Here is a 23,962-nt window from a genome sequence, read left to right as displayed (position 1 = left end):
CACCTCACGTTCTAAGATTGCTGAACCAGCGCCGGAGTCGCCCGTTCTCGGTGGCGGCCGCATGATACCGTAAGCTTTGCTGTGGCTACGCTTCCCACTCGCGAACCCGAAAGCGGAGCCCGCCGAGATACGGCTGCGCCGCCCACCCGGCCTGCGTCGGAGCGCGGCTACGTTCCGGCGTGGCTGCCCCACAGCCTCCGCGAGCGGTGGTACCGCTGGTTTCCCACGCGCCGGAAGGCGCGCCGCGCCATCTTCCTCAGCCTGCTGGCCATGTCGGCGGTTTTCGGCGCGCTGGCCGGCCTCACGCTCGTCTCCGTCACCGACCTGCCCCAGATCGAAGACCTGGAGCATTACCGGCCCAGCACTACCACCGAACTGCTCGACATCCACGGCCGGACCTTCGGCTCCTTCGCTCTGGAAAAGCGCATCGTCGTCGGCTACCAGGACATCCCGCCCGTCCTGCACGATGCGATTCTGTCCATCGAAGACAAGAGCTTTGAAAGCAACGCCGGCATCAATCTCTTCCGCGCGGTGGGCGCGGCCATCGTAGACATCCGCAGCAAGGGCCGCCGCCAGGGCGCGTCCACGCTCACCATGCAGTTGTCGCGCAACCTGTTCCTCTCGTTTGAGCAGACCTTTACCCGCAAGCTGCAGGAGGTGCTGCTCTCCATTCAGATTGAGCGCCACTTCACCAAGGAACAGATCTTCACGCTGTACGCCAACCAGATCTACCTGGGCAGCGGCAATTACGGCTTCGAAGCCGGCAGCGAGCACTACTTCTCGAAGCACCTGCACGACCTGTCGCTGGCCGAAGCCGCGCTGCTGGCCGGCCTGCCCAAGAATCCCAACGGCTACTCGCCTCTCCGCCACCCCGATCGCGCCATCAAGCGGCGCAATCTGGTGCTAAGCGAGATGCTGAAAGACGGCAAGATCACGCAGGACGCCTACCAGCAGGCCGTGTCCACGCCGCTGCAACTGCACATTGAGCCGGCGCCGGTCACCGTTGCGCCTTACTTCGTGGAAGAGGTCCGGCGCCAGCTGGAGCAGGAGTACGGCACCGACCAGGTACACGGCAGCGGCATGCGCGTGTACACGACTCTTGACCTCGACCTGCAGCAGGCGGCTGAGAAGTCCGTGCTCGACAACCTGGCTGATTACGAGCGTCGCCACGGCTGGAAGGGCAAGCTGCAGAACGTGCTCGCCCAGGGTCAGGAGCTGGACACCTACAACCACCCGGACTGGGTCGACACGCCCCAGACCGGCGGCTACATCCACGCCCTGGTCATGGACGTGAACGCGCGCCACATCCTTGTGCGCATCGGCAAGCGCTACGCCGAAATCCTGCCCCGGGACTGGGCATGGACCACGGTCTCCGCAGCCAGCATTCTCCAGCGCGGAGACATCGTCTACGTCCGCGTCGAAGATGCTCCGGAAGCCGGCACCATGCATGCCTCGCTGCAGCAGGACTCCGGCGCGCAGAGCAGCATGATGGCCATGGACAACTCCAACGGCGAAGTGCTCGCCATGGTCGGCGGCCGCGACTTCAACCTGTCGCAGTTCAACCGCGCCACGCAGGCCCAGCGCCAGGTCGGATCGTCGTTCAAGCCTTACGTCTACACCGCCGCTGTCGAAGCCGGCGCCAAGCCCTACGACACCATCGTCGACGCGCCCACCAGCTTCTACACGCCCAACGGCCCGTACACGCCCCACAACTACGAGCCCAACTACGCCGGCACCATGAGCCTTGTCTCCGCCTTTGCGCAGTCGCGCAACATTCCGGCGCTGAAGCTCGCCAACAAGGTCGGCATCAAGAAGGTCATCGAAGTCGCGCACCGCTTCGGCATCACCGAAACCATTCCGGCGTTTCTGCCCGTCGCGCTCGGTGCCGCGTCTATTACGCTCAACGAGCAGGTGGCCGCCTACGCGGTCTTTCCCAACGACGGCATCCGCGTGGAGCCGCATGTGATCCGCCGGGTCGTGCAGTCCGACGGCGTGCCGCTGCGCTCCAACGCCGCACGCGCCAAAGAGGTCATCAGCGTCGAAACCGCGCGCACCATGATGACCCTTCTCAAGGCCGTTCCCACCTTCGGCACCGCGGCCCGCGCCGGTGCCGAACTGAAGCACCCGATCGGTGGCAAAACCGGCACTACCAACGGCTTCACCGACGCCTGGTTCATCGGCTTCTCGCCCTCTGTCACCTGTGGCACGTGGATCGGCTACGACAATCGCCAGACGCTCGGCGACAAGGAACAGGGCGCCAAGGCCGCTCTGCCGGCGTGGATCAACTTCATGAAGGTTGCCATCGCGCGCACGCCCAACGAACAGTTCCCGAGCGGCGCGCTCAAGAAGCAACTCGACGTCACGACGGACAACAGCGCCTCGACCGCTCCTGCTCCGAAGAAGGAAGAAGACAGCGACGATTCGGAAGACTCGGGCGACGACAACGGGCCGAAGTCGGCCGCGCCACCAGCGGATGCTCCGTCGCCCGACGCCCTACCGTCTGACGCTCCTTCGGATGCAGCTCCGGCGGATTCACAGCCCTCTCCCGCCGCAGCGCCTTCCCCACGCACATCGCCCGCGCCGGCTGCTACGACGCCCCGTTCCGGCCTGGTTGCATCGCCCTTCGGACCCTATCGCCCCTACACCCCTCCCGCGGGCACAGGTGCTACAGCGACTCCTCTGAGCACTCGACCGCAGACGCCACCCAAGACCCAGCGGCCCGCAACGGCTCCGCCTCAGTAAACGAGTAGCGATGGCTCGCATCTTCATCACCGGCTCCTCGGATGGCTTGGGCTTGATGGCCGCCAAGCTGCTCCTCGAACAAGGTCACTCCGTCGTTCTGCACGCACGCAACGAACAGCGCGCAGAAGAGACCCGGCGCAAACTTCCGCAGGCAGAAGCCGTGCTCACCGGCGACCTGTCCAGCCTGCGGCAGACCCGCAGTGTGGCGGAGCAGGCCAACGCCACCGGCCGGTTTCACGCTGTGATCCATAACGCTGCCATTGGTTACCGTGAGCCGAAGCGCATTGTGACTGAGGATGGCCTGGCCCATCTCTTCGCCATCAACAGCGTGGCGCCCTACCTGCTTACTGCGCTGATGCCTGCACCAACGCGTCTGGTCTACGTCAGTTCCGGGCTTCACCTGCAGGGCGATCCGAGCCTTCAGGATCTGAACTGGGACTCGCGTCCCTGGAGTGGGCACCAGGCCTACTCTGATTCCAAGCTGCACAACGTCTTGCTCGCCTTCGCAATCGCCAGACGGTGGCCCAACGTGCTGAGCAATGCAATGACACCCGGCTGGGTGCAGACCAAGATGGGCGGCCCCGGCGCCAGCGACGACCTGGAACAGGGGCATCTCACTCAGGTGTGGCTTGCCACCAGTGACGATCCTGCTGCCACTGTCACGGGCCGCTACTTCTACCACCTGCGCGAGAGCAAAGTACTGCCAGATGCGCAGCGGCAGGAGTCGCAGCAGAAGTTTATCGATGCGTGCGAACGCATTACCGGCGAACGGCTGCCGGACGCCTCCTGAGGCCAAAAATAGGGGCCCTCGAAATGGCCGAGTGCCCCCTTCCCCTAGTGCTGCCAATACCGTCATAGACGACGGCCACAGCCGCCACTGACTAGGGAAAATCCTAGTTCGCTGTGAACGCAGGCAATCCCTGTGCCGTGTCGATTTTGCGAAGCTTTCAACTTCATCGCAGCAAAATGCGGCATGTACCTGGATCACGTTCCGACCGCGAGCGGCCACGCCCGCAAGTCCAGCCAGTTCCTAATTCCTGCTGCTTCAGACCGCTTCGGCCCTGTGTGAAGCACAGGCGCGTCTACCCCTGCGAAGCTCCGCCGAGCGCCCGCCGCAGCGCGAACCATCGCTCGGCTCGCGCCACATCCCGGCCGATCTGTGCCTTCAGAGCCTCGGGCGAGGGCCACTTGCGCTCTTCCCGTAACCGCTTCAGAAATGTGAGCCGAACCGGCGTGCTTTCCCCAAGTGCGATCGGGCGAAACCGGAAGAGGAAGCTTTCCACCGCAAAGCTGTCCGGTCCGAACGTCGGCCGGTTCCCAACATTCGTGACGCTCTCAAACGTCACTACTTCCTCGCCCGTGCCGATACGCATCTCGGTCACGTACACACCGTTCGCTGGCAGCAGGTCTTCGTACGTTGCCAGGTTCACGGTGGGAACGGCGTACTGGGTGCCGTACCCGCGGCCGCGCGCTGGCGTACTTTGCACCGCAAAGCTTCGCCCCAGCAGGTGCCTGGCCGTGGTCAGGTCGCCCGCGGCAATCGCCTGTCGAATGCGCGACGACGAAACCACGCCACGCGCGATCTTGACCGGTTGGAACGCCTCCACGCGAAATCCGAACTCTCGCCCAAGTTCGCTCAGGCCTGCGATATCGGCCTCGGCCTGGTAGCCGAAACGGAAGTTCTCGCCCTCGTACACTTCCACGGCGCGCAACCGATCGCGCAGCACGGTCGCGGCGAACTCCCGCGCGCTGGTACGCGCCAGCTCGGCAGTGAAGGGAATCACCAGCACCGCATCCAGCCCGGTCTGCAACAGCAACCGCAGCTTCTCCGGCGTCGGCGTAATCAGCTTCGGCGCTTGATCGGGCCGAAGGATCACGGCAGGGTGCGGGTCCAGCGTGACCAGCACAGCCTTCGCCTGCAGCGCCCGGGCGCGCGCGACGACTTCGCCGATCACGCGACGATGGCCGCAGTGCACCCCATCGAAATTACCCACCGTCACAACGCTCGGACCGAAATCTTCAGGCACCGAATCGATGCTGCGGAAGACCGCGCACGCTGACGGAGAAACCTCACTTTGCGCTACAAAGCTCATGCGATGACGAACTCCAGTTGCAGCCCGTCGTATGCCGGCTGAATATGCGGCGGCAACTCGGCTGCTACTTCCGCATGGTCCAGCTCGTGCGCAATGTGGGTAAAGAACGTGCGCCGCGCGCCGATCTTCTCCGCGATCCGCACGCTGTTTTCCAGGTGACTGTGGCTGGGGTGCGGCTCGCGTCGCAGGGCATCCAGCACCACCACGTCCAGCCCGTGCAGGCGGTCAAAGCTCGCCTCGGGCAAGTCGCTCATATCCGTCAGGTAGGCGGCCTGGCCAAACCGGTACCCGCCAATGCTGTTCCGCCCATGGATCATCGGGATCCGCTCGAACGACGCTCCAAACAGCGACACTGCCGTGCCCGGCTCCGCACTCAACCGGTGCAGTGCCACCTTGGCGCTGGTCGGATACTTGTCCACCTTGCGAAACGTGTACTCAAACACACGCTCCAGTACGTCGGCGGTCGGATCGTCGGCATACACCGGCACGGGTCCGCCGCGCCCAAAGGTAAGCGGCCGCAGGTCGTCAAAGCCAAGCACGTGGTCGGCATGCCCATGCGTGTACAGCACCGCATCCACCTGGCGCAGGCCGCTGCGCAGCATCTGCTGCCGAAAGTCCGGGCCTGTATCGATCAGCACCACGCGTCCCGCGTACTCCAGCGCGATCGACGAACGCGTCCGCACGTTGCGCACATCTGCAGACGTGCACACCGCGCAATCGCAACCCAGCGTGGGCACACCCATGCTGGTTCCGGTTCCAAGAAAGGTAAGCTTCGCGTTCAACGTTCCCATCCGGCCGCGCGCCTAGGAAACGATGCGCGGGCCGCCGCCGGTCGTTCCACCGGGTCCGCCAAAGCCGCCGGGGCCACCGCTAAAGCCGCCCGATCCGCTGAAACCTCCGGGGCCTGGCTGCCGGGTCTGCGCCTGCCGCGCCAGCAACTGCGTAATCTCCAGGAATCCCATCCGCAACTCAAACAGCGCGGAGTCGATCAGCAACTGCTCGCGGCTGTCCAGATTGCCCTTGGACTTCTCGGCGATCGTGCTCAGCATGTCGATGCTCTGCTTGGCGCCCATCAGGTCTACGCGTGCCTGCTCGCCCTGCGGCGTGCCCGCGCCCATCTGCACCATCGCGCTCATGTACACGGACTGCACCAGCCGCGTGAAGTCCATGGGCGGCATATGCTCGCCACCAGGGTTGCTGGCGCGCATTACCGTGTCCAGCCGCTCGGCGGTGCTGTCGTAGGCGCGCTTCACCTGCTCCATCTCTTCCGCCGTAGGCGGAGGAGGCAGGTTCTCGTCGCCTGCACTTGCGCTGGCGTTCTCGCCCGGTTCCGGCTCCGGCGTGACGGTGTGCGAATGGAAGGGAATCGGCTCGCTTGCGTGCTCGGTGGTGCGCGGGCGGTCCGTGTGGGTGTGCTCGTGCTGCGCCGCGGCGTCTGCAAACGAGATCACCTTGCCCCCATCCGCGTGCTTTTCCGGCGTCGGTTCAGCGGCAGAGAAGGCCGTCGCCGGCGGTCCGCCGGGCGTCTCCGCACTTTCCGCGTTCTCCGTGCGTTCGGGCGCTGGCTCGCGCAACTCGCCGTCCATGCGGAACTTGCGGCGATCGTTCACAACAAATGGCTTGTCTTGCTCGGCCATGACGGTAATGTCCTTCCCGGCGTAAAAGCGTCGTGCATGCGGCACGCGCGCAAAATCTCAAGCGTTGGATGCAGCCTTGCCGTCCAGAGCTTCCAATCGCACGCGTGCGGTTCCGCCTGCATACGACAGCGGCAGCCTGCGCTCGATTGCCTCGCGCCGCACATAGCCCAGAGCAAGTGTCGTTCCGCCCAGCGCAAGCGTCGCTCCGTCGATCGGCTCTGCACTCACGCTCGTCAGTACTCCGACCGGCTTCTCTTCGGCCAGCAGCTCGGTCCCGGCAGCGGGCGCATCGCCCTCCAGCACAAACTGCGCAAACGTGCGGTGCACCTGCCCGCGCGACCGGATGCGCTCCACAATCTCCTGGCCCAGATAGCATCCTTTGCTGAAGTGCAGCGCCCGCGTCTGCGCCGTCTCCTGCGGCAGGTCCCTGTCGCGGATGTCCACTCCAAACCGCGGCACACCTTCCACGACCCGAAACAGCTCAAAGCTCTCACGCCCAACTGGCGAGATGCCCTGCATCCACGCGCTCACGTCAGCCTTCTGCGCTGCGGCAGAACTCATCCAGATCTCATAGCGTGGAACAGCAGGGCTGTAGGCCCGAACAACCTGTACCGGCGAAAAGTCCCACTGCCGTTCCGTCCGGGTCAGTTCCTCGGAGCGCGGCACATCCAGCCCAGCCTCGGCCAGCAGTTCCGCCGACCGCGGCCCGGCGACCAGCAAGCCATGCATGTCCCCGGTCAGGTCCTCCAGCTCCACGTCGTCCATGATGATGAAGCGGTCCAGCAGCTCCATCATCGGCTTCACCTGGGCAAGGTCCGTCTCCAGCAAGAGGCGGTTCGCCTCGCACCAGACGGTCGCATCGCCCTGGATGCGTCCCTGCGCGTTCAGCAGAAACGCATACGCGCCCTGTCCTGGCTGCAGCGCCTGCACGCTGTTCGTGACCATGCCGTTCAGCCAGCGCACGCGGTCCTCGCCCGTCACCGCGATCCAGCCGCGATCGTCCAGCCGCGTCCATCCCGCGCCAGAGCGCAGTGCGCGCAAGCCTTCCGTTCCTGTCAGCGTCGCCTCCGGCACAAGCGCTCCCATACACTGAGGATACGCCTCGTCGCGCGCTGCAGCGCTCGCCGCCGCCTTCCAAAGGACCTCTCCTAGTGCCCTCAGCTCTGCCGTTCCGCCGCGTTTCGCTTCTGCTGCCAATCGCGCTTGCCGCCACCACAGTCTTCGCCCAGGCCTCCGCTCCTGTCGCTCCCAAGCCCGGCACCGAGGGCGCGCAGAAGTCCGCACAGCGCAACGCGGAAACCCAGACCGGCACCCCTAAGCCCGCCCCGTCCGACGCCGACACCCATCTGACCAAGGCGCAGGCCGACGATCTGCTCGCCTCCGTCGACGGCATCCTGGCCTTTGTCAGCAAAGACACGCACCTCGCCAACAACAAGCCGATCAAGCGCGCCATCCACACCCGCGCCGAAGTCACCGAGATCCTTCGCCGCAAGATGGCCGAGGATGAAGGCACGCGCCGCATGCAGCGCGCGGAGCTGGTCCTGAAGAAGTTCGGCCTGCTCGACCGCGACTTCGATCTGCAGCCGTTCCTGCTGTCACTGCTCAGCGAGCAGGTCGCCGGCTTCTACGAACCCAAGACGCGCACCATGAACCTGCTCGACTGGGTCAAGCCCGACGAGCAGAAGCCCGTCATCGCACACGAGCTGACCCACGCTCTGCAGGACAACCGCGTAGGCCTTGAGAAGTGGAACGACCCACAGCCCGAGGAGATGAGCCACAACGAGCGCGAGGACAACCTGCACATCCAGACCGACGAGGCCTCCACCGCGCGCCAGGCCGTCACCGAAGGCCAGGCCATGGTCACCTTCATCGACTACAGCATCCGCGACACCGGCAAGACCCTCCGCGACGTTCCGCAGATGGGCGATCGCCTGGCCCAGATGGGGTCCGATACCAGCGGCTCACCCATCCTCGCCCGCGCTCCGCTCGTCCTGCAGCAATCCCTCCTCTTTCCGTACACCAACGGCGTCACCTTTGAGCAGGCGATCCTGCAGCGCAACGGTGTCGATGCAGCCTTTGCCGGCGCGCTCGATCGCCCGCCCTCCAGTTCGCACGAAATCCTGCATCCCGACGACTACCTGAACCACGTTCCGGTGCCCGTGCTCGCCATACCCGACATTCACCCGCTGCTCGACAAGCAGTGGAACGCCTACGACATAGGCGTCATGGGCGAGCTGGACGTCCGCATGCTCACTGAACTTTTCGGCGGTGCACAGATCGCCGGTCCGCTCTCCCTCAACTGGGACGGCGGCATCTACTACGCCGCGCAGAAGAAAGACGTGACGCCGGCGCAGAAGGCCAGCACCGCTTCGCTCGGCCTGCTTTACCTTTCGCGCTGGAAGAACGCCGACTCGGCGCGCTCCTTCCTGCGCGTCTACGCGACCCAGTTGCCGCGCAAGTACGAGCATCTGCAGCAGGTCACCACCGGCACCGACGTCGACATCGACCACCTGCGCTTTACCAGCGAAGAGGGCGACATCCTGCTCACGCTCGACGACCGCACCGTCTTCATCAGCGAGGGTTTCCCGCTTGACCTCGCAAAGCAATTGGAAGCGAAGCTGCGAGAGGTGCAGGGCAACGGCGTGCTGCAAAACGCAGGCCTCTCGAACCAATTACCCGTAGCGGGCGAACTGCACAACCGGCTTGCCACGGTGGTCAACATCGTCCCGCTCAGCCTGCGATAGCAGACAGCGCTCACCAGCTCAATGCCCCAGGGGTATGGGCACTTGTTAAGATCGCGCGCTTCCTCGGCAACTCGCTACAACCCACCGCGTTGCTGTAGCCTCTCATCGACATGCGCAAGCGCCTCAGTCTGCTCCTCGCGGCTTGTTTGCTGGCCGCCACTCCCGCGGCGCACGCTTACTCCGTCCTGACCCACGAACAACTCATCGACCTCACCTGGGACAGCTCCATCGTTCCGCTCCTGCGCAGCCGCTACCCCACGCTCACCGCGGCGCAGCTTCAGGAAGCGCGTGCCTACGCCTACGGCGGCTGCGTCATCCAGGACATCGGCTACTACCCGTTCGGCGATGAGTTCTTCTCCGACCTCACGCATTACGTCCGCTCCGGCGACTTCGTCGTCAATCTTTTCCGGAACGCCGGCAACGCCGACGAACTCGCCTTTGCCGTCGGCGCCCTGTCGCACTACGTGGGCGATACCGTGGGCCACTCCGAAGCGACAAACCGCTCGGTGCCGGTCGAGTTCCCGAAGCTGCGCGCCCTCTACGGCGACTCCGTGAACTACGCCCAGGGGCCCAGCCAACATGTGCGCACCGAATTCGCCTTCGACGTCAACGAGATCGCGCACCACCGCTTCGCTCCCGTGCACTACCTTCGCCAGATCGGGCTTCAGGTGCCCACTAAGCAGCTCGCCCTCGCCTTCTACCAGACCTACGGCCTCGGCGAAGATTTCACCCAGCGTCGCGGCCGCCGCATCAACGTCAGCGGCTATCGCTTTTCCGTCCGCAGCTTTCTTCCGCGCATCGCCTACGCCGTCACGCTTCTTCACCGCCACAAAGAACCGGCAGACGTGCAGGACGCCGACTTCCAGCGCATGGAACGCGAACTGCAGCAGGTAGCCACCAACAATCATTGGGATGACTACCGCAAAAAAGCGGGCATCGGCACCTACTGCCTCGCCGGTCTGCTGTACATCCTGCCCAAGGTAGGCCCCATCAAGTTCGTGTCTGTCAAAGGCCCTACGGACCAGACCGAAGTCGAATACGTGAAGAGCGTGATCCGCGCGACCGACGCTCTCAACCGCACGCTGCACCGCTTCACTCCGCCGCCCACAACCGTGCCCAGCGCTGCTACCGCTGCCGCTGCGGACACGCACTCCACGTTGCCGGCGTCCATGTTCCGCTCACTCGCACCGCCGCAGGCTCAGCGCGATCCCAACCATCCGCTCGCCAATCGAGACCTGGACACCGGAAACGTCGTGCAGCCTGCGGGGTACCCTCTTACCGACCAGACCTACGCGCGCCTGCTGCATCGGCTCACCGCCATGCCCAACGAGCCCGTGCCCCCCGGCGTCAAGACCGAGATCCTCAACTATTTCAGCAACACGAGCCTGGCTTACTCCGTGAAGCACAAGCCGCAAGAGTGGGCCACCGTGCAGAAGGACCTGGTCACCCTTCAGGGCATGCCCACGCGCGACGCCGACAAACTCTTCGAAACCTACGGAGACGACAACGACAGGGACAACTAAGTCTCGCGGGCCACACCGCTTATACTCAGCAACGGTGCAGTCACACGCGCACCCGCAGGGAGACGACACACGTGGCACAGCAGCAGGCAGAGATCGGCATCATCGGCGGCAGCGGGCTCTACAACATGCCCGGCCTCACAGACACCACCGAGATCACCGTTGATACGCCCTTTGGCGCACCGTCTGAGACCATCGTGCTGGGCACGCTCGAGGGCCGCAAGGTCGCCTTTCTGGCTCGCCACGGCCGCGGCCACCGGATCCTGCCATCAGAGCTGAACTTCCGCGCCAACATCTACGCGATGAAGTCGCTCGGCGTCGAGTTCATCCTCTCCATCAGCGCCGTCGGCTCGCTCAAGGCCGAGCACAAGCCCACCGACTTCGTCATCCCCGATCAGTTCATCGATCGGACCTTTGCCCGCAACGCCACCTTCTTCGGCGACGGCATCGTCGGCCACGTGGCCTTCGGCGATCCCGTCTGCGCCGTCGCAGCAAAAGCTTTCAAGCAGGGCTGCGATGACGCAGGCGTCGTCGGCAAGCTGGGCGGCACCTACGTCAACATGGAAGGCCCGCAGTTCTCCACCCGCGCCGAGTCGAACCTCTACCGATCCTGGGGCGCGGACGTGATCGGCATGACCAACCTGCAGGAAGCCAAGCTGGCCCGCGAAGCCGAGATCAGCTACGCCACCCTCGCCATGGTCACCGACTACGACTGCTGGTACGAAGGCCACGACGACGTCACCGTCGACCAGGTCATCAAGGTCATCCACGAGAACACGGCCAACGCCCAGCGCGTCCTCGCCGGCGCCATCCGAGCCCTGCCCAAATCCAACAGCGACACCCCGTGCGCCAGCGCCCTTAAGTACGCCATCATGACCGACAAGAAACTCATCCCCGCCGCCACCCGCGAGAAGCTCGCCATCTTCCTCGACAAGTACGAGGGCTAACGCAGCGAAGCTAGCTAGAACCGCACCACATCTCGTTTCGGGTCATAGGTCAGCTTCACCAAATCGTCTCGATAGTCGATCTGGATGGTAAGCCGCTGTAGCGTGTTCAGGCCGAAGAAGCCGCCGATATCGAAGTTCAGCCCTTTTGAGACGTATTCGAGGTCAGTGCAGAAATAGGAGTCCGGAAGCAGGTGCAGGTTGCCGATGTACAGAGGGGTGTCCTGGGTTACGTATAGGGTGCCCGTCGCGGCAGGATTGGCGTTCCGGTAGCTCGTGGCACGCAACGTGCCTGCTTCTTTGCCCATCGTTGGGGAAAGCGTGCTATTCAACGCACCAGTCTCCATGACCATGTAGTGCAGCGGACCATTCGGTTTCAGCGATGACGGCAGCAGCAGTTCGTTTCCGATGCGCACCACGTGTACCCAGTCCTCCATGCCCGGAGCGATGTACGCGTCCTGCGGCATTTCATCATCCGGGTCGGTATCGGCGCTCAATGCGGGTGCCCGTGGATTGACAGGCAGCGCCGCCAGCCGCAACCTCGCTCCCGGATAGTCCAGGGTGACGAGCCAGCGTCGAAATAGCGCCATCCCGATCACGCCGTTCGCCACCGGGCCGTCGCCCTTCACAACACGCACCTTGCAGTTCTGCAACTCCATCGCACCGAGTCGAATGCTGTGCACGTGCGTCACGTACTCGTCACGCGCCCCTTCGTTGCCTTTCGCGCCCGGCTTGGCCGCGGTGTCCGGCTGAAGTCCTAGGGCGTGAGCCGCGGCGGTGGTGAGCAAGAATCCATTTGCGCTAGTGTCGATCTGCATGACTCGCTTCTTGTTGTTGAATTGAACCTCGAGTCCGTACGCCACAGGACGGTTCCCGTTCCCGCCGTAGATTGCAGTAAACGGTGCCTCTGCCGCGTCGGTCGAAGACACAACCCGGCACTCACCCGACTTTTGCGCTTTCAGATCTTCCTCGCGATCCTCCAATGTGCGCAGCACGCGATCGGACACCGGCGGATTCGACTGAAGGAACGCTGTGAGCGCGGGCAGGCGCTCTTCCCTCGGCAAAGTGCCGATCCATTCCCGCGTGATGAATTGATTCTGCGGGTCCAGCATGTGTGCCAGCCGAATGAAGTGGGCCGCCGTGGCATACAGGCCCGTCATTTGATACATCTGAGCCAATCCCATGTCGGCTTGACCATCGCAGGGCGCCAACGCCAAGGCCCGCTTCACATGAGCGAATGCCTCCTCGATGTCACCCCTACGGTATGCGACCTCAAACGCCGCAAGCTGGGCCAGCCCACTCGCCGGTCGATCCTTCACAAATGCGGTTGATTCGCGGCTTGCTTCTGCAACCTGAGATTGTTCGAGCATGGACCGGATGAAGCCCAGCCTCGCGTACTCGTCCGTCGGGCTTTTCTGCAGCAGCGTTTTGTAAATCGCCTGTGCCTCTTTGGGTTGACTACGACTTAGCAGCAGATCCGCCTCGCTGAGAGGTGTGCTTCGGATCGGGCAGGACCGCGATGCCGACGCCGCTTGCGCATGCAGCATGGATGGGCAGAGAAGGAAAAAGGTACACAGAGCAGCAAAGAGCTTCATCATGGATGCGAACACTGTACTTGCGTGTTCTAAGGCCTGCAATTCCAATCTGTCCCGCTGAACTTTCGCTGACCGGGGTTATAACGTACCTTCAAAAGCGAGGTCCAATGTCCATCCTTGTAGTCGGTTCCGTTGCCTTCGATACCCTAACAACGCCCACAGGTCATCGCGAGAAAATTCTTGGTGGCGCCGCAACACATTTCTCGCTTGCTGCTTCGTTTTTCACGCCCGTACGCGTCGTCGGCGTAGTTGGGAAAGACTTCACTGCTGAGCACGAAGATGTGATGCGCTCGAAGGGCATCGACACCTCCGGCATCGAGCACGCCGATGGCCTCTCCTTCCACTGGACCGGCGCGTACGAAGGCGCGATGAGCGAGGCCAAGACCCTCGGCACCGACCTGAACGTCTTCGGCACCTTCGCTCCGAAGATCCCCGCCAGCTACGCCGACTCCGACTACCTCTTCCTCGCCAACATCGATCCCGTGCTGCAGTTGCGGGTTCGCCAGCAGTTACCGAACGTGAAGCTCGTCGCCGGCGACACCATGAACTACTGGATCAACGACCACCGCGACAACCTCTTGAAGGTTTTGCGCGAGCTCGACATCTTGATCATCAACGACACCGAAGCGCGTCTGCTGAGCGGCGAGCACAACCTGGTCGCCGCCGCCAAGCGCGTCATGGAGCTCGGCCCCAAGTCGCTCGTCATCAAGCATGGCGAGTACGGCGCGACCGCCTTCTTCAGCGAGCGCTCGTTCACGGGCGAGCAGGGAACACCCAAGCCCTTCCGCGCTCCCGCTCTGCCCATCGAAACCGTCGTCGATCCCACTGGCGCGGGCGACAGCTTCGCCGGCGGCTTCTATGGCTACATCGCTTCGCAGCCGCAGCTCACGCCCGCCGTTCTGCGCAAGGCGCTCTTCTACGGCGGCGTCATGGGCTCGTTCGCGGTTGAAGAGTTCGGCACCGACCGCCTCGCCCGCACGACGCGCGAGGAGATCGAGGAACGCTTCCGTCTCTTCGTCGAAATCTCGCACCTCGACGGCGAACTGAAGCCGGACGCGAAGTGAAGGGCCGCACCCTCGGATCGTTGGCAGCGGCAGTCGCACTTACCATCGCCACTGTCGCTGCGCCTGCGCAGAAGCTCCAACTCGCCATCACGGTCGACGACCTGCCTGCCCACGGCGAACTCCCGCCCGGCGTCACGCGGCAGCAGGTCGCGCAGAGCTTCCTCGACACATTCCACCGCGAGCACCTGCCGCCCATCTACGGCTTCGTCAATGGCGTTCGCACCGTTGACGCGCCACCCACCTTGCAGGTGCTGCAAGCCTGGCTGAAAGCGCGGCAGCCGCTCGGCAACCACACCTGGGCCCACACCGACCTGAACGACCAGACCGCCGAGCAATTCCTTGCCGACGTCGATCGCAACCAGACCCTGCTCAACCAGATCGACCCAAAGGGCCAGCACCAGCAGTGGCTGCGCTACCCCTTCCTTCACGAAGGCGACACGATCGAAAAGCGCCGCGCCGTTCGTGCCGGCCTCGCCGCCCGCGGCTTCCGCATCGCCGAAGTCTCGATGGACTTTGAAGACTACCTCTGGAACGATCCGTACGCTCGCTGCTCCGCCAAGAACGACCCGGAAGCTCTCAAGTACCTGCACGACTCCTATCTGGAAACCGCGGATCACTACATCACGGTCTACCGGGGTCTATCGCAGCAGGCCTTCCATCGCGACATCCCGTACGTTCTGCTCATGCACATCGGCGCATTCGACGCGAAGATGCTGCCCGAACTCCTCGAACTCTATCGCAAGCGCGGCTTCACCTTCGTCACCATGCCGCACGCTCTCAACGACAAGGCTTACCGGCTCGATCCCGACCATGGCGACAAGGATGGCGGCAGCTTCACTGAGCTCCTGCTCGAATCCCGCGACGAAACCGTCGCGCCCGACACCAAGCCCTATGACAAGCTCGCCAAGCTGTGCCGTTGACTCACCCCGTCTCGCACGCCCACGAATGGTATAAGGGGCACATGCTGTCGCGACAAGCCGACAACAGGCTCAGCTCCGTTCTGGTTGCGACAACCGCCGTTCTCGTGGCGCTCTGCCTCTGGTACAACCACGCCTGGTTCTACGACGACACCGACATCACGCTCCGCTACGCACGGCACCTTGCACAGGGGCTCGGCCCGCGCTGGAACATCGCCGGTCCACCGGTCGAGGGCTTCACCAGCCCGCTTCACGTCTTCGCGGTCGCGGCCCTTCTCAAGCTGCACGTAGCCGACCGCCTCGCCGTTCGTCTCATCAGCTTCGCCGGGCACATCGTTCTGCTCGCGTTCCTGTGGCGCTGGACGCGCGCTCGCTTCGGCCAACTCGCCGCCGTGCTCACCACGTGCGCCGTCGCAGTTTCGTTTCCCCTGCTCGTGTGGGATCTCGGCGGCCTTGAGGCCGTCCCATTCGCTGCACTCTGCACCGCAGGCACGCTCTTCTGCTTCGACTACCTTGAGTCTTCCAACCGCCGCGATCTGCTGTGGGGCGGCGTCCTGCTCGGCATCGCCGCGTTCACCCGCATGGACGGAGCGGTAGCAGCCATTGCCGCGCTACTCGCCGTACTCCTGCTGTCCAAAGCGCCGCTTCGCCAGCGTGTCATCGACGTCGTTCTCTCCGGCCTCATAGTCGTGGCCTCCCTGGTCCCATGGCAAATCTTTCGCGAACTCTACTTCCACGCGCCTCTGCCCAACACCTACTACGCAAAGGTCTACGGCATCCCGCTCGGCTGGCGTGTTCGCAACGGCCTGCTCTACTGGAAGATCTATCTCAAGCTCGCTCCGTATCCCGCTGAGATCCTCTTCCTCATCGCCGTCGTCCAGCTTCTCCGCCGACGCGTTTCGCGCCTCTCGCTTGCGCTCTGGCTCTGGCTCCTCATCATGGCCGCCTATATCGTGACCACCGGCGGCGACCACATGTTCGCCGCGCGCTTCATGGTCACGCTGGTGCCCATCTTCGCCTTGGCCAGCGTCATCGGCCTCTTGCAAATCGGCGCCCTCTCCACCCCGGCTCTCGCCTCCAGCGTGGCTGCACTCTTTCTGGTCACCTCCGCGCTCCAGTTCCGCAACGAAATCCTGAACCCGCGCTATGAAAGTTCATCCAGCCTCGCCGGCACTATCGTCGGCAACTCCATGCGCGCGCTCATTCCCGCCGGTTCGCTCGTCGGCCTCAACGTCGCCGGAGCCATGCCCTACGTCGATGACGATCTGAACTACATCGACATGCTTGGCCTGAACGACTATGAGATCGCTCGCCGCAATCCGGTCCCCATCGACCCTGCAAAGCATCCCGTCGTCGTCGGCCACCTGAAAGGCGATGGCCTGAGCGTCCTCCGCCGTCACCCCGACGTGCTTCTGCTGGGCCCACCCAGCGGCCAGCTTGCCAAGGGCTGGCTCACCCTCGGTGATTCTGAGATCGTTGCCGCGCCCGAGTTCGCCCGCGATTACCGGCTTTGCAGCGCACCGCTGATCGTCACGCCGCAGGAACGCGCCCAACTCGCCCTCGTCCACCTCACCGCCGACGTTCAGATCTATTACTACGTCCGGCGCGGCAGCAGGGTCGTGTGCGAGCGCGATCTGTCCCAGGCGCAGTGATCGGTACGGGCCAGGACAGCTCCGCGGGGCCCGCGCAACGCGCCCCGGGCCGCAGCAAGCCGCACACCTTTGCCACGCTCGACGGCTTGCGCGGCGTCGCCGCACTTGCCGTCATTCTCTTCCACGTGCCGGGCCTGCTTGGGCCCATTCGTCTGGCGCACGGCTATCTTGCGGTCGATTTCTTCTTCATGCTTAGCGGCTTCGTCCTGGCCTATGCCTATGGCGATCGCCTCGGTCGCGGTTGGCCCACGCGCAGCTTTCTTCTGGTCCGCTTCATTCGCCTGTACCCGGTCTATTCGCTCACGCTGCTCTTTGGCTTCGGCGCTGCCTTTCTTCCCATCGGGTTTCAAACCGGCTCCTCGCATCGCATGCTCGCGCGGCTTGCACTGGGCCTCGTGTTCCTGCCCTCGTTCCCCAGCGACATGTGGCTTTTCCCGCTCAACTTTCCAAGCTGGTCCATCCTCCTGGAGGGCATCGGCAACCTGGGCCACGCGCTCTTCCTGCGGCGCCGCAGCAGCACGCAGCTCGCGCTCGTCGCCTCATGCGCGGCCGTTGGCGTCGCCTGGACCGCCGTTCGCGTTGGACATCTCAACTTCGGTTCCATCCGGCCAATCGCTTCCTTCGCCGTCTTTCGGCTTGCCTTCGGCTACGTCACCGGCATGCTCCTCTACCGCGTGTGGCACTCGCGCCGGCGCTCGATACCCGCAGCCGGCCTCCTCAGCACCGTCATCCTGTGCGGCATCTTCGCCCTGCCCATGTCCTCCGCGCACCTGGTCGTCATTGACATCGTCTGCGCGCTTCTGGCCTTCCCGCTGCTTGTTCTGCTCGCCGCATCCTCCACGCCGGGCCCGCGCGCCACATCCGTCTGCAAGTTCCTCGGCGCGATCTCCTACCCGGTGTACCTCCTCCACATCCCGCTGTACTTCGTCTTCGCGGGAATCTATCGGCACGCGCCGGGCAAGGCCGCCCCGCCCACGCTAACGATGGGCATCGTGTACCTGCCCACCCTCCTCGTCCTTTCCTGGCTAGCCGTCCGCTTTGTGGACGCTCCGCTGCGCGCCACTCTCACGCGACGCCTCCAGCGCCATTTAGTCTGAAGGTTGCAATGAGCAAGTCACGCACCTACACCGCGCCGGGCCGCAAGGACGCAAGCCTGCGCAGACCGTCGCGAGCGCCCCGCCGCCTCGCGCCAGAGCTTCTCAATCGTGACCCGAACGGCATCTACCCCGTTCACCGCACCGAACTGATGCCCATCGCCATGGCATCGCTCATTCTCACCCTGCTGGCCTTTCTCATCTGCGCAAAGAACGGCTGGCTGCTCCTTTACGGCGACGCCGTCGCGCACCTCGGCATCGCCCGCCGCATCCTGGACGCGCGCTACCCCGGCCTGGCACAACTCGGCGGCGTCTGGCTCCCGCTGCCTCATCTGCTTCTGCTGCCGTTCGTGCAGCGCATGGACTGGTGGCAATCCGGCATCGCCGGAACGTTCCCCAGCGCCGCAGCCTACATCCTCGGCAACCTGGGTCTGTATCGCCTTGCGCGCCGACTCATGCCGCCCAACTGGGCCTTTGCGGCGACCGCATTCGTCGCGCTCAACCCCAACCTGCTGTACCTGTCCACCACCGCCATGACAGAGCCGCTGTTCCTCGCGCTCTTCGTCTGGTCCACGGTCATCACCCTTGAGGCCGCGGACGCCCTTCGCAGTGCCAAGCTGCACACCGCGCGCACGCGCATGATCGTCAGCAGCGTACTCACGCTGGCCATGGTGCTCACGCGTTACGACGGCTGGATCGTCGGCGCCGCGGCTTGGCTCGTCCTCGCCGTCGCCTGGTTCCGCAGCGCGCCCGAAACGCGCCGGCAGACCACCACCGCCTTCGCCATCAGCACCGTCATCACCGTCGCCGGGCCGATCCTCTGGTTCCTTTACAACGCAAAGTACGAAGGCGACTGGCTCGACTTCCTGCGCGGACCCTACTCCGCCGCCGCAATTGAAAAGAAGACCAGCCCACCCAGCGCGGGCCGCTACCACGGCTGGCACAACCCGCTCTACGCGTTCCTATACTTCACCCGCGCCGCCCAGCTTGACGCCGCGTTCTGGGAGTCCGGCTTCGCGCTCTTCTTCGGATCCATCGCCGGTGCCTGGCTGCTTGCAAAGCAAAAGGCGAACCGCATCGCGCTGCTGCTCTGGGTGCCGCTGCCGTTCTACATGTACTCCATCGCGTGGAGCTCAGTGCCCATCTTCATCCCACAGGTGTACCCGCACGCCTGGTACAACTCGCGCTACGGCATGGAGCTGCTCCCCGCCTTCGCAATCTTCGGCACCTTTGCCATCTGGCAGTTGAGCCAGTGGCTGCGCCGCGACGCGCAACCCACACCCTCTAACGCGCGCAACAAACGCCTAGCAGATGCGCTCTATCCCGCGTCGCTCATCCTCATCACTGTCAATACGTTCATCATGTTCGGCACGGTCGGCACCTTCATCCAGGCGGTCTTCCACAAGACCCCGTGGACCTGGGTCGGTCGGCCGCCGCTCGTCTTCGATGAGGCCGTCGTCAACTCGCGCACCCGCATCCCGTTTGAGAAATCTCTCGCGGCAGAGCTGAACCGCGCACCGTCCGACGCGACCATCATGTTCGACACCACCGATCACATCGGAGCTGTGCAGGACGCCGGCATCCCTCTGCGCCGCCTCGTCTCACCGCTCGATTCGCAACGCTTCAACGCCGCAAAGAGCGCTCCCGCCCAGCACGCCAACATCGTGATCGCTCTGGACAACGACCCTGTCGCGGCTGCTGTTGCCGCCCATCCGCAAGGTTTGTCAGAAATCGAGATCCTCTGTCACACCGGTCAGCCTTGCGCGCGCATCTATCGGTCTGACATCTACACACCATGATCCCCTTCGTCAAAGCGCACGCTTGCGGTAACGACTTCCTCATCCTCGAAGAATCCGTGGCGAACGGTCAGCATGCCGCCCTCGCCCGCGAGCTCTGCTCGCGCCATTACGGCATCGGTGCCGACGGCATCGAGTTCGTCGATCGCCGCGCGGACGGCTCCTTCTTCCTCCGCCTGTTCAATGCCGACGGCTCAGAAGCAGAGCTCAGCGGCAACGGCACCCGGTGCGTCGCTGCCTGGATCGCCTACTCCGAAGGGCTCAAGTCCACCACCATCGAAACTCATGGCGGCGTGCGCACCTGCAACGTGGTCGAGTGCGACGACGCCGACTTCCTGATTGAGACCGACATGGGCGTGCCCACCATCCAGGAGCGCACCGTCGATCTCCACGGCATTGGTCCAGTGCAGGGAGCCGTGGTCAACGTCGGCAACCCGCACTTCGTCCTCTTCACCGTCGACCAGGATTTCCGCACCTACGGTCACACCTGGGAGGCACTCGGTGCCTATCTCTGCACCCACCGCGATTTCCCCGGCCAGACCAACGTCGAGTTCGTTCGTATCATCAGCCCCACGGAGATCCAGTTCCGCATCTACGAGCGCGGCGTCGGCCCCACTCACTCCTCCGGCACCGGCACCTGTGCCGCCGCAACCGCAGCCATCACCCTGCGCAACTGCGCGCGTCTGCTGACCGCCAGCAGCATCGGCGGCCCGCAACGGATACACTGGCCCGCAAGCGACCAGCCGATGCGCCTGACCGGCCCTGCCCGCATCGTCTGCACCGGCAACGCTGTGTCCGCTTTGCGTGGGGTCTCTGCATGATCAAGCCGCCCGCACTCCAGCCCGGCGCCCGCATCGCCATCATCTCGCCCGCGGGCGCGCCCAAGCCACAGATGGTCGAACGCGGCCTCCAGTGCCTCGCCACCCTCGGCTACCAGCCGGTGCTCTTTCCGTCGGCTCTCGCCCAGGGTCCTATCTACTTCGCGGGCAACATCGCCGCGCGTGTGGCCGACCTGCACAACGCTTTCGCCGACCCGACCATCGGCGCGGTGTTCTGCACACGCGGAGGCTGGGGCACAGCCGAACTTCTGCCGCACCTCAATGCCGACCTCATCCGGCAGAATCCCAAGCCCTTTCTCGGCTTCAGTGATCCCACCACGCTGCACCTGTGGTTCGCCCAAACCTGCGGTCTGGGCACGTTCTACGGCCCAATGATCTCGCCCGACTTCGCCCGCGGCGATAGCGTCGATAAAGGCGTTGACGTCCGCAGCTTCCGCAACGCGCTTACGCAAACCGAGCCGTGGTCGCTTGGCCCCCCGGACGGCCTGCGCCTCCTTCGCCCGGGCAAGCATACCCAGACCGCGCGAGGCACCCTCTTCGGCGGCTGCCTTGCCCTGCTCAACGACTCGCTGGGCACGCCATGGGCGCTCACCCCGCCTGCGGGCGACAGCATCCTCTTCCTCGAAGAGGTCGGCACCCACCCCTACCAGTGGGACCGCATGCTCCTCCACCTCCGCTACGCCGGCATTCTCGACCGCGTTCAGGCCATCGTCCTGGGCGACATGGAGCAGTGCCTCACCACCATTTCCGCCGAAGAGCGCGCCCGCGAAAGCGCCCTCCTGCTCGCCGCCTTGTTGCACAACCTACGCGACTTCGCCGGTCCGATCGCCATCGGTCTGGGCTGTGGCCACGTCAACACACCCAACATCACGCTCCCGCTCAACGTCGAAACCGAACTCGACCTCGACGGCGAACCGGAGCTGCGCATCCTCGAATCCGCCGTCTCCTAGCCAACCTGCGTTCTCCCGCTCCCACTGCTTCGCAGCTTGCCGACTCCCGGCGGCAACTCGCTACACTGAACCGATGCCGTCCTCCCAAGCTCCTCGTCACATCCACCTCATCGGCATCTGCGGCACCGCTATGGCCTCACTCGCCGGCATGCTCCAAGCGCAGGGCCACCGCATCACCGGGTCCGACGCCGGCGCCTACCCGCCCATGAGCGACCAGCTCGCCGCCATGAACATCCCTCTGCTGCAGCCCTTTGACGAGGCGAACCTCGAGCCCCGGCCCGACCTCGTCGTCGTCGGCAACGCCATCTCCCGCGGCAACCCCGAGCTCGAGTACGTCCTCGACCAGCGCATCCCGTTCTGCAGCATGGCCGCCATGATCCACGACGAGTTCCTGCAGCAGCGCGAGTCGCTCGTCGTCAGCGGAACGCACGGCAAGACCACCACCACCAGCATGCTCACGTGGATCTACGAGGTCGCCTCCCGCCGCGACCCACGCTTCGCCCCCAGCTTCCTCGTCGGCGGCGTCGCAGAGAACTTCGGCACCAGCTACCGCGTGAACCCGGACACTCGCCCCTTCATCCTCGAAGGCGACGAGTACGACACCGCCTTCTTCGACAAGGGCCCCAAGTTCCTCCACTACTTTCCGGACGCGCTCATCCTCACCCACGTCGAGTTCGACCACGCCGACATCTATGCCGACCTCGCCCAGGTCAAGACCGCCTTCAAGCGCCTCGTGAACTTACTCCCGCGGCGCGGCCGCATCGTCGCCTTCGATCGCAGCGACAACGTCACCGAGTGCGTCGCCCGTGCCTTCTGCCCGGTCGAGCGCTACGGCTTTGAGGCCAGCTCGCACTGGCAGATTACGAACTTCCAGCCCGGCGCCCGCAGCCGCTGGACGCTCCTCCGCCAGGGCCAGCACTTCGCCGACCTCGAACTCCCCATGGCCGGCGAACACAACGCGCTCAACGCCACCGCCGCGGCCGCTCTCGCGGCAGGGCAGGGCGTCGACGCCGAATCCATCACTGAAGCCCTTCGCACATTCCGCAGCGTCAAGCGCCGCCTGGAGGTCCGCTCCGAGGCGCACGGGATCACCGTCATTGACGACTTCGCGCACCACCCCACCGCCATCCGCGAAACCCTGCGCGCCCTGCGCTCCGCCTACCCCGGCCGCCGCCTCATCGCCGTGGTCGAGCCGCGTTCCGCAACCCTGCGCCGCAACGTCTTCGAGCAGGACCTGATCGAGTCCCTAACCGCCGCCAACGAAGTCGTGCTCGCCGCCGTCTTCAAGCAGGAGAGCATCCCGGCCGAGGAGCGCCTCGAACCCCAGCGCGTCGTCGCCGCCCTGAACCAGCGCGGCACCCCGGCCCAGCTCCTGCCCGACGCCGACACTATCAGCACCACCCTCGCCCCCACGCTCCAGCAGGGCGACGTCGTCGCCATCCTCTCGAACGGCGGCTTCGGCGGCATCTACACCAAACTGCCAGCCGCGATCGCCGCAACACGTTCCGCAGAGAGCACCACCTAAGCCTCACCAGTGTCATCCTGAGCGCAGCGAAGGATCTAGTTCCTTCGCAGCGACACATCTCCGCACGGAATCCAATCGCAAAGCAATGTCCCTTTTCTCTACCGCCAAAGCCGTCACCGTCTTCACCGCGCTCGGCGTTCCCGCCGGCCTCATCGGCATGCCGCTCACGCTCGCCACGCGCGACGTTGGCTGGATGTACCGCGCCGGCCAGCGCATCGCGCACCTCGGCCTGGTCGCCGCCGGTATCAGATTCGACGTGCGGGGCCGTGAGAACATTCCCACCGACCGCCCCTGCATCTTCATGGCGAACCACGTCTCGAACCTAGACCCGCCGGCGCTCGTTCCGATGCTGCCCGGCACGCCATCCATCATGCTCAAAAAATCGCTCATGAAGATCCCCGTCCTCGGCCCGGCCATGAAGATGGGCAAGTTCGTCCCGGTCGAACGCGACGGCGACCGCCGCTCCGCCGTGCAGGCCGCCAAGGCCGCTGCGGAAGCGATCCAGTCCGGCCTCTCGCTCCTCGTCTTCATCGAGGGCACACGCTCCCGCACCGGCCGCCTTCTGCCCTTCAAGCGAGGCCCGTTCCATCTCGCCCAGTCCACCGGCGCACCCATCGTCCCCATCGCCCTGTGGGGCACCGAGCAGATGATGCAGAAGGGAAGCGCCGCCATAACACCCGGCACCGCGCACATCCGCTTCCTGCCGCCCGTCTCGCCCGCCGACCACCCCGACCGCAACAATCTCCTGCGAGCCGTGCGCGAAAGCATCCTGAGCGCCCTGCCCGAGCACATGCACCCCTTGCCCGCCGAAGCAGCCAACGCAACCGCATAACGCAATAAGGCCCGCCAG

Annotated in this window: 19 protein-coding genes; 14 read left to right on the top strand and 5 right to left on the bottom strand. The window is 64.7% G+C overall.

Annotated elements, in window-relative coordinates:
* The first annotated feature begins 81 nt into the window (after nt 1-81).
* Both OHL12_RS08945 and OHL12_RS08940 read left to right on the top strand, forming a co-directional pair.
* Nucleotides 82-2,742, top strand: coding sequence for a penicillin-binding protein 1A (locus OHL12_RS08945; RefSeq protein ID WP_317889813.1), 2,661 nt, complete (start codon nt 82-84; stop codon nt 2,740-2,742).
* A 10-nt stretch (nt 2,743-2,752) separates the two neighbouring features.
* Nucleotides 2,753-3,532, top strand: a complete 780-nt coding sequence (locus OHL12_RS08940) for an SDR family NAD(P)-dependent oxidoreductase (protein ID WP_263413480.1) — start codon at nt 2,753-2,755, stop codon at nt 3,530-3,532.
* A 292-nt stretch (nt 3,533-3,824) separates the two neighbouring features.
* On the opposite strand, the gene ribF is transcribed toward OHL12_RS08940, so the two are convergent.
* The 4 genes from ribF to ygfZ are packed head-to-tail and all read right to left on the bottom strand — an operon-like array spanning nt 3,825 to nt 7,558.
* Entirely contained in the window at nt 3,825-4,835 is a 1,011-nt protein-coding gene (gene ribF, locus OHL12_RS08935) for a riboflavin biosynthesis protein RibF (RefSeq protein WP_263413479.1), read from the bottom strand.
* Nucleotides 4,832-5,626 carry an MBL fold metallo-hydrolase gene (locus tag OHL12_RS08930; RefSeq protein WP_317889812.1) on the bottom strand — a complete coding sequence of 265 codons (795 nt, stop codon included), beginning with the start codon at nt 5,624-5,626 and terminating at the stop codon, nt 4,832-4,834. The genes ribF and OHL12_RS08930 overlap by 4 nt, the downstream gene beginning before the upstream one ends.
* Before the next feature lie 12 nt (nt 5,627-5,638).
* A complete protein-coding gene (locus OHL12_RS08925; protein ID WP_263413478.1) occupies nt 5,639-6,517 on the bottom strand; it encodes a DUF1844 domain-containing protein in 879 nt (292 codons plus the stop codon).
* A gap of 12 nt (nt 6,518-6,529) precedes the next feature.
* Nucleotides 6,530-7,558, bottom strand: coding sequence for a CAF17-like 4Fe-4S cluster assembly/insertion protein YgfZ (gene ygfZ, locus OHL12_RS08920; protein ID WP_263413477.1), 1,029 nt, complete (start codon nt 7,556-7,558; stop codon nt 6,530-6,532).
* Between the two features lie 65 nt (nt 7,559-7,623).
* Here ygfZ and OHL12_RS08915 point away from each other — a divergent pair, with 65 nt between their 5' ends.
* From OHL12_RS08915 to mtnP, 3 genes are all read left to right on the top strand, one after another.
* A complete protein-coding gene (locus OHL12_RS08915) occupies nt 7,624-9,216 on the top strand; it encodes a hypothetical protein (protein WP_263413476.1) in 1,593 nt (530 codons plus the stop codon).
* Nucleotides 9,217-9,326: 110 nt separating this feature from the next.
* Nucleotides 9,327-10,739, top strand: a complete 1,413-nt coding sequence (locus tag OHL12_RS08910; protein ID WP_263413475.1) for a zinc dependent phospholipase C family protein — start codon at nt 9,327-9,329, stop codon at nt 10,737-10,739.
* 71 nt (nt 10,740-10,810) lie between these two features.
* Entirely contained in the window at nt 10,811-11,683 is an 873-nt protein-coding gene (gene mtnP, locus OHL12_RS08905; protein ID WP_263413474.1) for an S-methyl-5'-thioadenosine phosphorylase, read from the top strand.
* Between the two features lie 14 nt (nt 11,684-11,697).
* On the opposite strand, the gene OHL12_RS08900 is transcribed toward mtnP, so the two are convergent.
* Nucleotides 11,698-13,050 (bottom strand): retroviral-like aspartic protease family protein, encoded by a 1,353-nt coding sequence (locus tag OHL12_RS08900; RefSeq protein ID WP_399261227.1) that lies wholly within the window; start codon nt 13,048-13,050, stop codon nt 11,698-11,700.
* A gap of 332 nt (nt 13,051-13,382) precedes the next feature.
* Here OHL12_RS08900 and OHL12_RS08895 point away from each other — a divergent pair, with 332 nt between their 5' ends.
* The 9 genes from OHL12_RS08895 to OHL12_RS08855 all read left to right on the top strand — a co-directional run bounded on the left by OHL12_RS08895 (nt 13,383) and on the right by OHL12_RS08855 (nt 23,944).
* Nucleotides 13,383-14,339, top strand: a complete 957-nt coding sequence (locus OHL12_RS08895; RefSeq protein WP_263413472.1) for a PfkB family carbohydrate kinase — start codon at nt 13,383-13,385, stop codon at nt 14,337-14,339.
* Nucleotides 14,336-15,259 (top strand): polysaccharide deacetylase family protein, encoded by a 924-nt coding sequence (locus tag OHL12_RS08890; protein ID WP_263413471.1) that lies wholly within the window; start codon nt 14,336-14,338, stop codon nt 15,257-15,259. Before OHL12_RS08895 ends, OHL12_RS08890 begins: the two co-directional genes overlap by 4 nt.
* A gap of 41 nt (nt 15,260-15,300) precedes the next feature.
* Entirely contained in the window at nt 15,301-16,908 is a 1,608-nt protein-coding gene (locus OHL12_RS08885) for a glycosyltransferase family 39 protein (RefSeq protein WP_263413470.1), read from the top strand.
* Nucleotides 16,878-18,005: an acyltransferase family protein gene (locus tag OHL12_RS08880; protein ID WP_263413469.1), complete on the top strand. Its 1,128-nt coding sequence runs from the start codon at nt 16,878-16,880 to the stop codon at nt 18,003-18,005. Before OHL12_RS08885 ends, OHL12_RS08880 begins: the two co-directional genes overlap by 31 nt.
* An 8-nt stretch (nt 18,006-18,013) precedes the next feature.
* Nucleotides 18,014-19,801 (top strand): hypothetical protein, encoded by a 1,788-nt coding sequence (locus OHL12_RS08875; RefSeq protein ID WP_263413468.1) that lies wholly within the window; start codon nt 18,014-18,016, stop codon nt 19,799-19,801.
* Nucleotides 19,798-20,619, top strand: coding sequence for a diaminopimelate epimerase (gene dapF / locus OHL12_RS08870; protein ID WP_263413467.1), 822 nt, complete (start codon nt 19,798-19,800; stop codon nt 20,617-20,619). The genes OHL12_RS08875 and dapF overlap by 4 nt, the downstream gene beginning before the upstream one ends.
* Nucleotides 20,616-21,587 carry a S66 peptidase family protein gene (locus OHL12_RS08865; RefSeq protein ID WP_263413466.1) on the top strand — a complete coding sequence of 324 codons (972 nt, stop codon included), beginning with the start codon at nt 20,616-20,618 and terminating at the stop codon, nt 21,585-21,587. The genes dapF and OHL12_RS08865 overlap by 4 nt, the downstream gene beginning before the upstream one ends.
* A gap of 73 nt (nt 21,588-21,660) precedes the next feature.
* Nucleotides 21,661-23,112 (top strand): UDP-N-acetylmuramate:L-alanyl-gamma-D-glutamyl-meso-diaminopimelate ligase, encoded by a 1,452-nt coding sequence (gene mpl / locus OHL12_RS08860; RefSeq protein ID WP_263413465.1) that lies wholly within the window; start codon nt 21,661-21,663, stop codon nt 23,110-23,112.
* An 85-nt stretch (nt 23,113-23,197) separates the two neighbouring features.
* Nucleotides 23,198-23,944 carry a lysophospholipid acyltransferase family protein gene (locus OHL12_RS08855; protein WP_263413464.1) on the top strand — a complete coding sequence of 249 codons (747 nt, stop codon included), beginning with the start codon at nt 23,198-23,200 and terminating at the stop codon, nt 23,942-23,944.
* Nucleotides 23,945-23,962 lie beyond the last annotated feature (18 nt).

Source organism: Terriglobus aquaticus (assembly GCF_025685415.1).
GTDB classification, from domain to species: domain Bacteria; phylum Acidobacteriota; class Terriglobia; order Terriglobales; family Acidobacteriaceae; genus Terriglobus; species Terriglobus aquaticus.
The sequence above is the reverse complement of the archived record's forward strand: the minus strand, read 5'-3'. Positions and strand labels throughout refer to the sequence as shown.

Excerpts from the sequence above, each read along its gene's own strand:
- OHL12_RS08940 (WP_263413480.1), top strand. The coding sequence starts at position 2,753 with ATGGCTCGCATCTTCATCACCGGCTCCTCGGATGGCTTGGGCTTGATG.
- ribF (WP_263413479.1), bottom strand. The coding sequence starts at position 4,835 with ATGAGCTTTGTAGCGCAAAGTGAGGTTTCTCCGTCAGCGTGCGCGGTC.
- OHL12_RS08930 (WP_317889812.1), bottom strand. The coding sequence starts at position 5,626 with ATGGGAACGTTGAACGCGAAGCTTACCTTTCTTGGAACCGGAACCAGC.
- ygfZ (WP_263413477.1), bottom strand. The coding sequence starts at position 7,558 with ATGGGAGCGCTTGTGCCGGAGGCGACGCTGACAGGAACGGAAGGCTTG.
- OHL12_RS08910 (WP_263413475.1), top strand. The coding sequence starts at position 9,327 with ATGCGCAAGCGCCTCAGTCTGCTCCTCGCGGCTTGTTTGCTGGCCGCC.
- OHL12_RS08900 (WP_399261227.1), bottom strand. The coding sequence starts at position 13,050 with ATGCTCGAACAATCTCAGGTTGCAGAAGCAAGCCGCGAATCAACCGCA.
- OHL12_RS08895 (WP_263413472.1), top strand. The coding sequence starts at position 13,383 with ATGTCCATCCTTGTAGTCGGTTCCGTTGCCTTCGATACCCTAACAACG.
- OHL12_RS08885 (WP_263413470.1), top strand. The coding sequence starts at position 15,301 with ATGCTGTCGCGACAAGCCGACAACAGGCTCAGCTCCGTTCTGGTTGCG.
- OHL12_RS08875 (WP_263413468.1), top strand. The coding sequence starts at position 18,014 with ATGAGCAAGTCACGCACCTACACCGCGCCGGGCCGCAAGGACGCAAGC.
- dapF (WP_263413467.1), top strand. The coding sequence starts at position 19,798 with ATGATCCCCTTCGTCAAAGCGCACGCTTGCGGTAACGACTTCCTCATC.
- OHL12_RS08865 (WP_263413466.1), top strand. The coding sequence starts at position 20,616 with ATGATCAAGCCGCCCGCACTCCAGCCCGGCGCCCGCATCGCCATCATC.
- mpl (WP_263413465.1), top strand. The coding sequence starts at position 21,661 with ATGCCGTCCTCCCAAGCTCCTCGTCACATCCACCTCATCGGCATCTGC.
- OHL12_RS08855 (WP_263413464.1), top strand. The coding sequence starts at position 23,198 with ATGTCCCTTTTCTCTACCGCCAAAGCCGTCACCGTCTTCACCGCGCTC.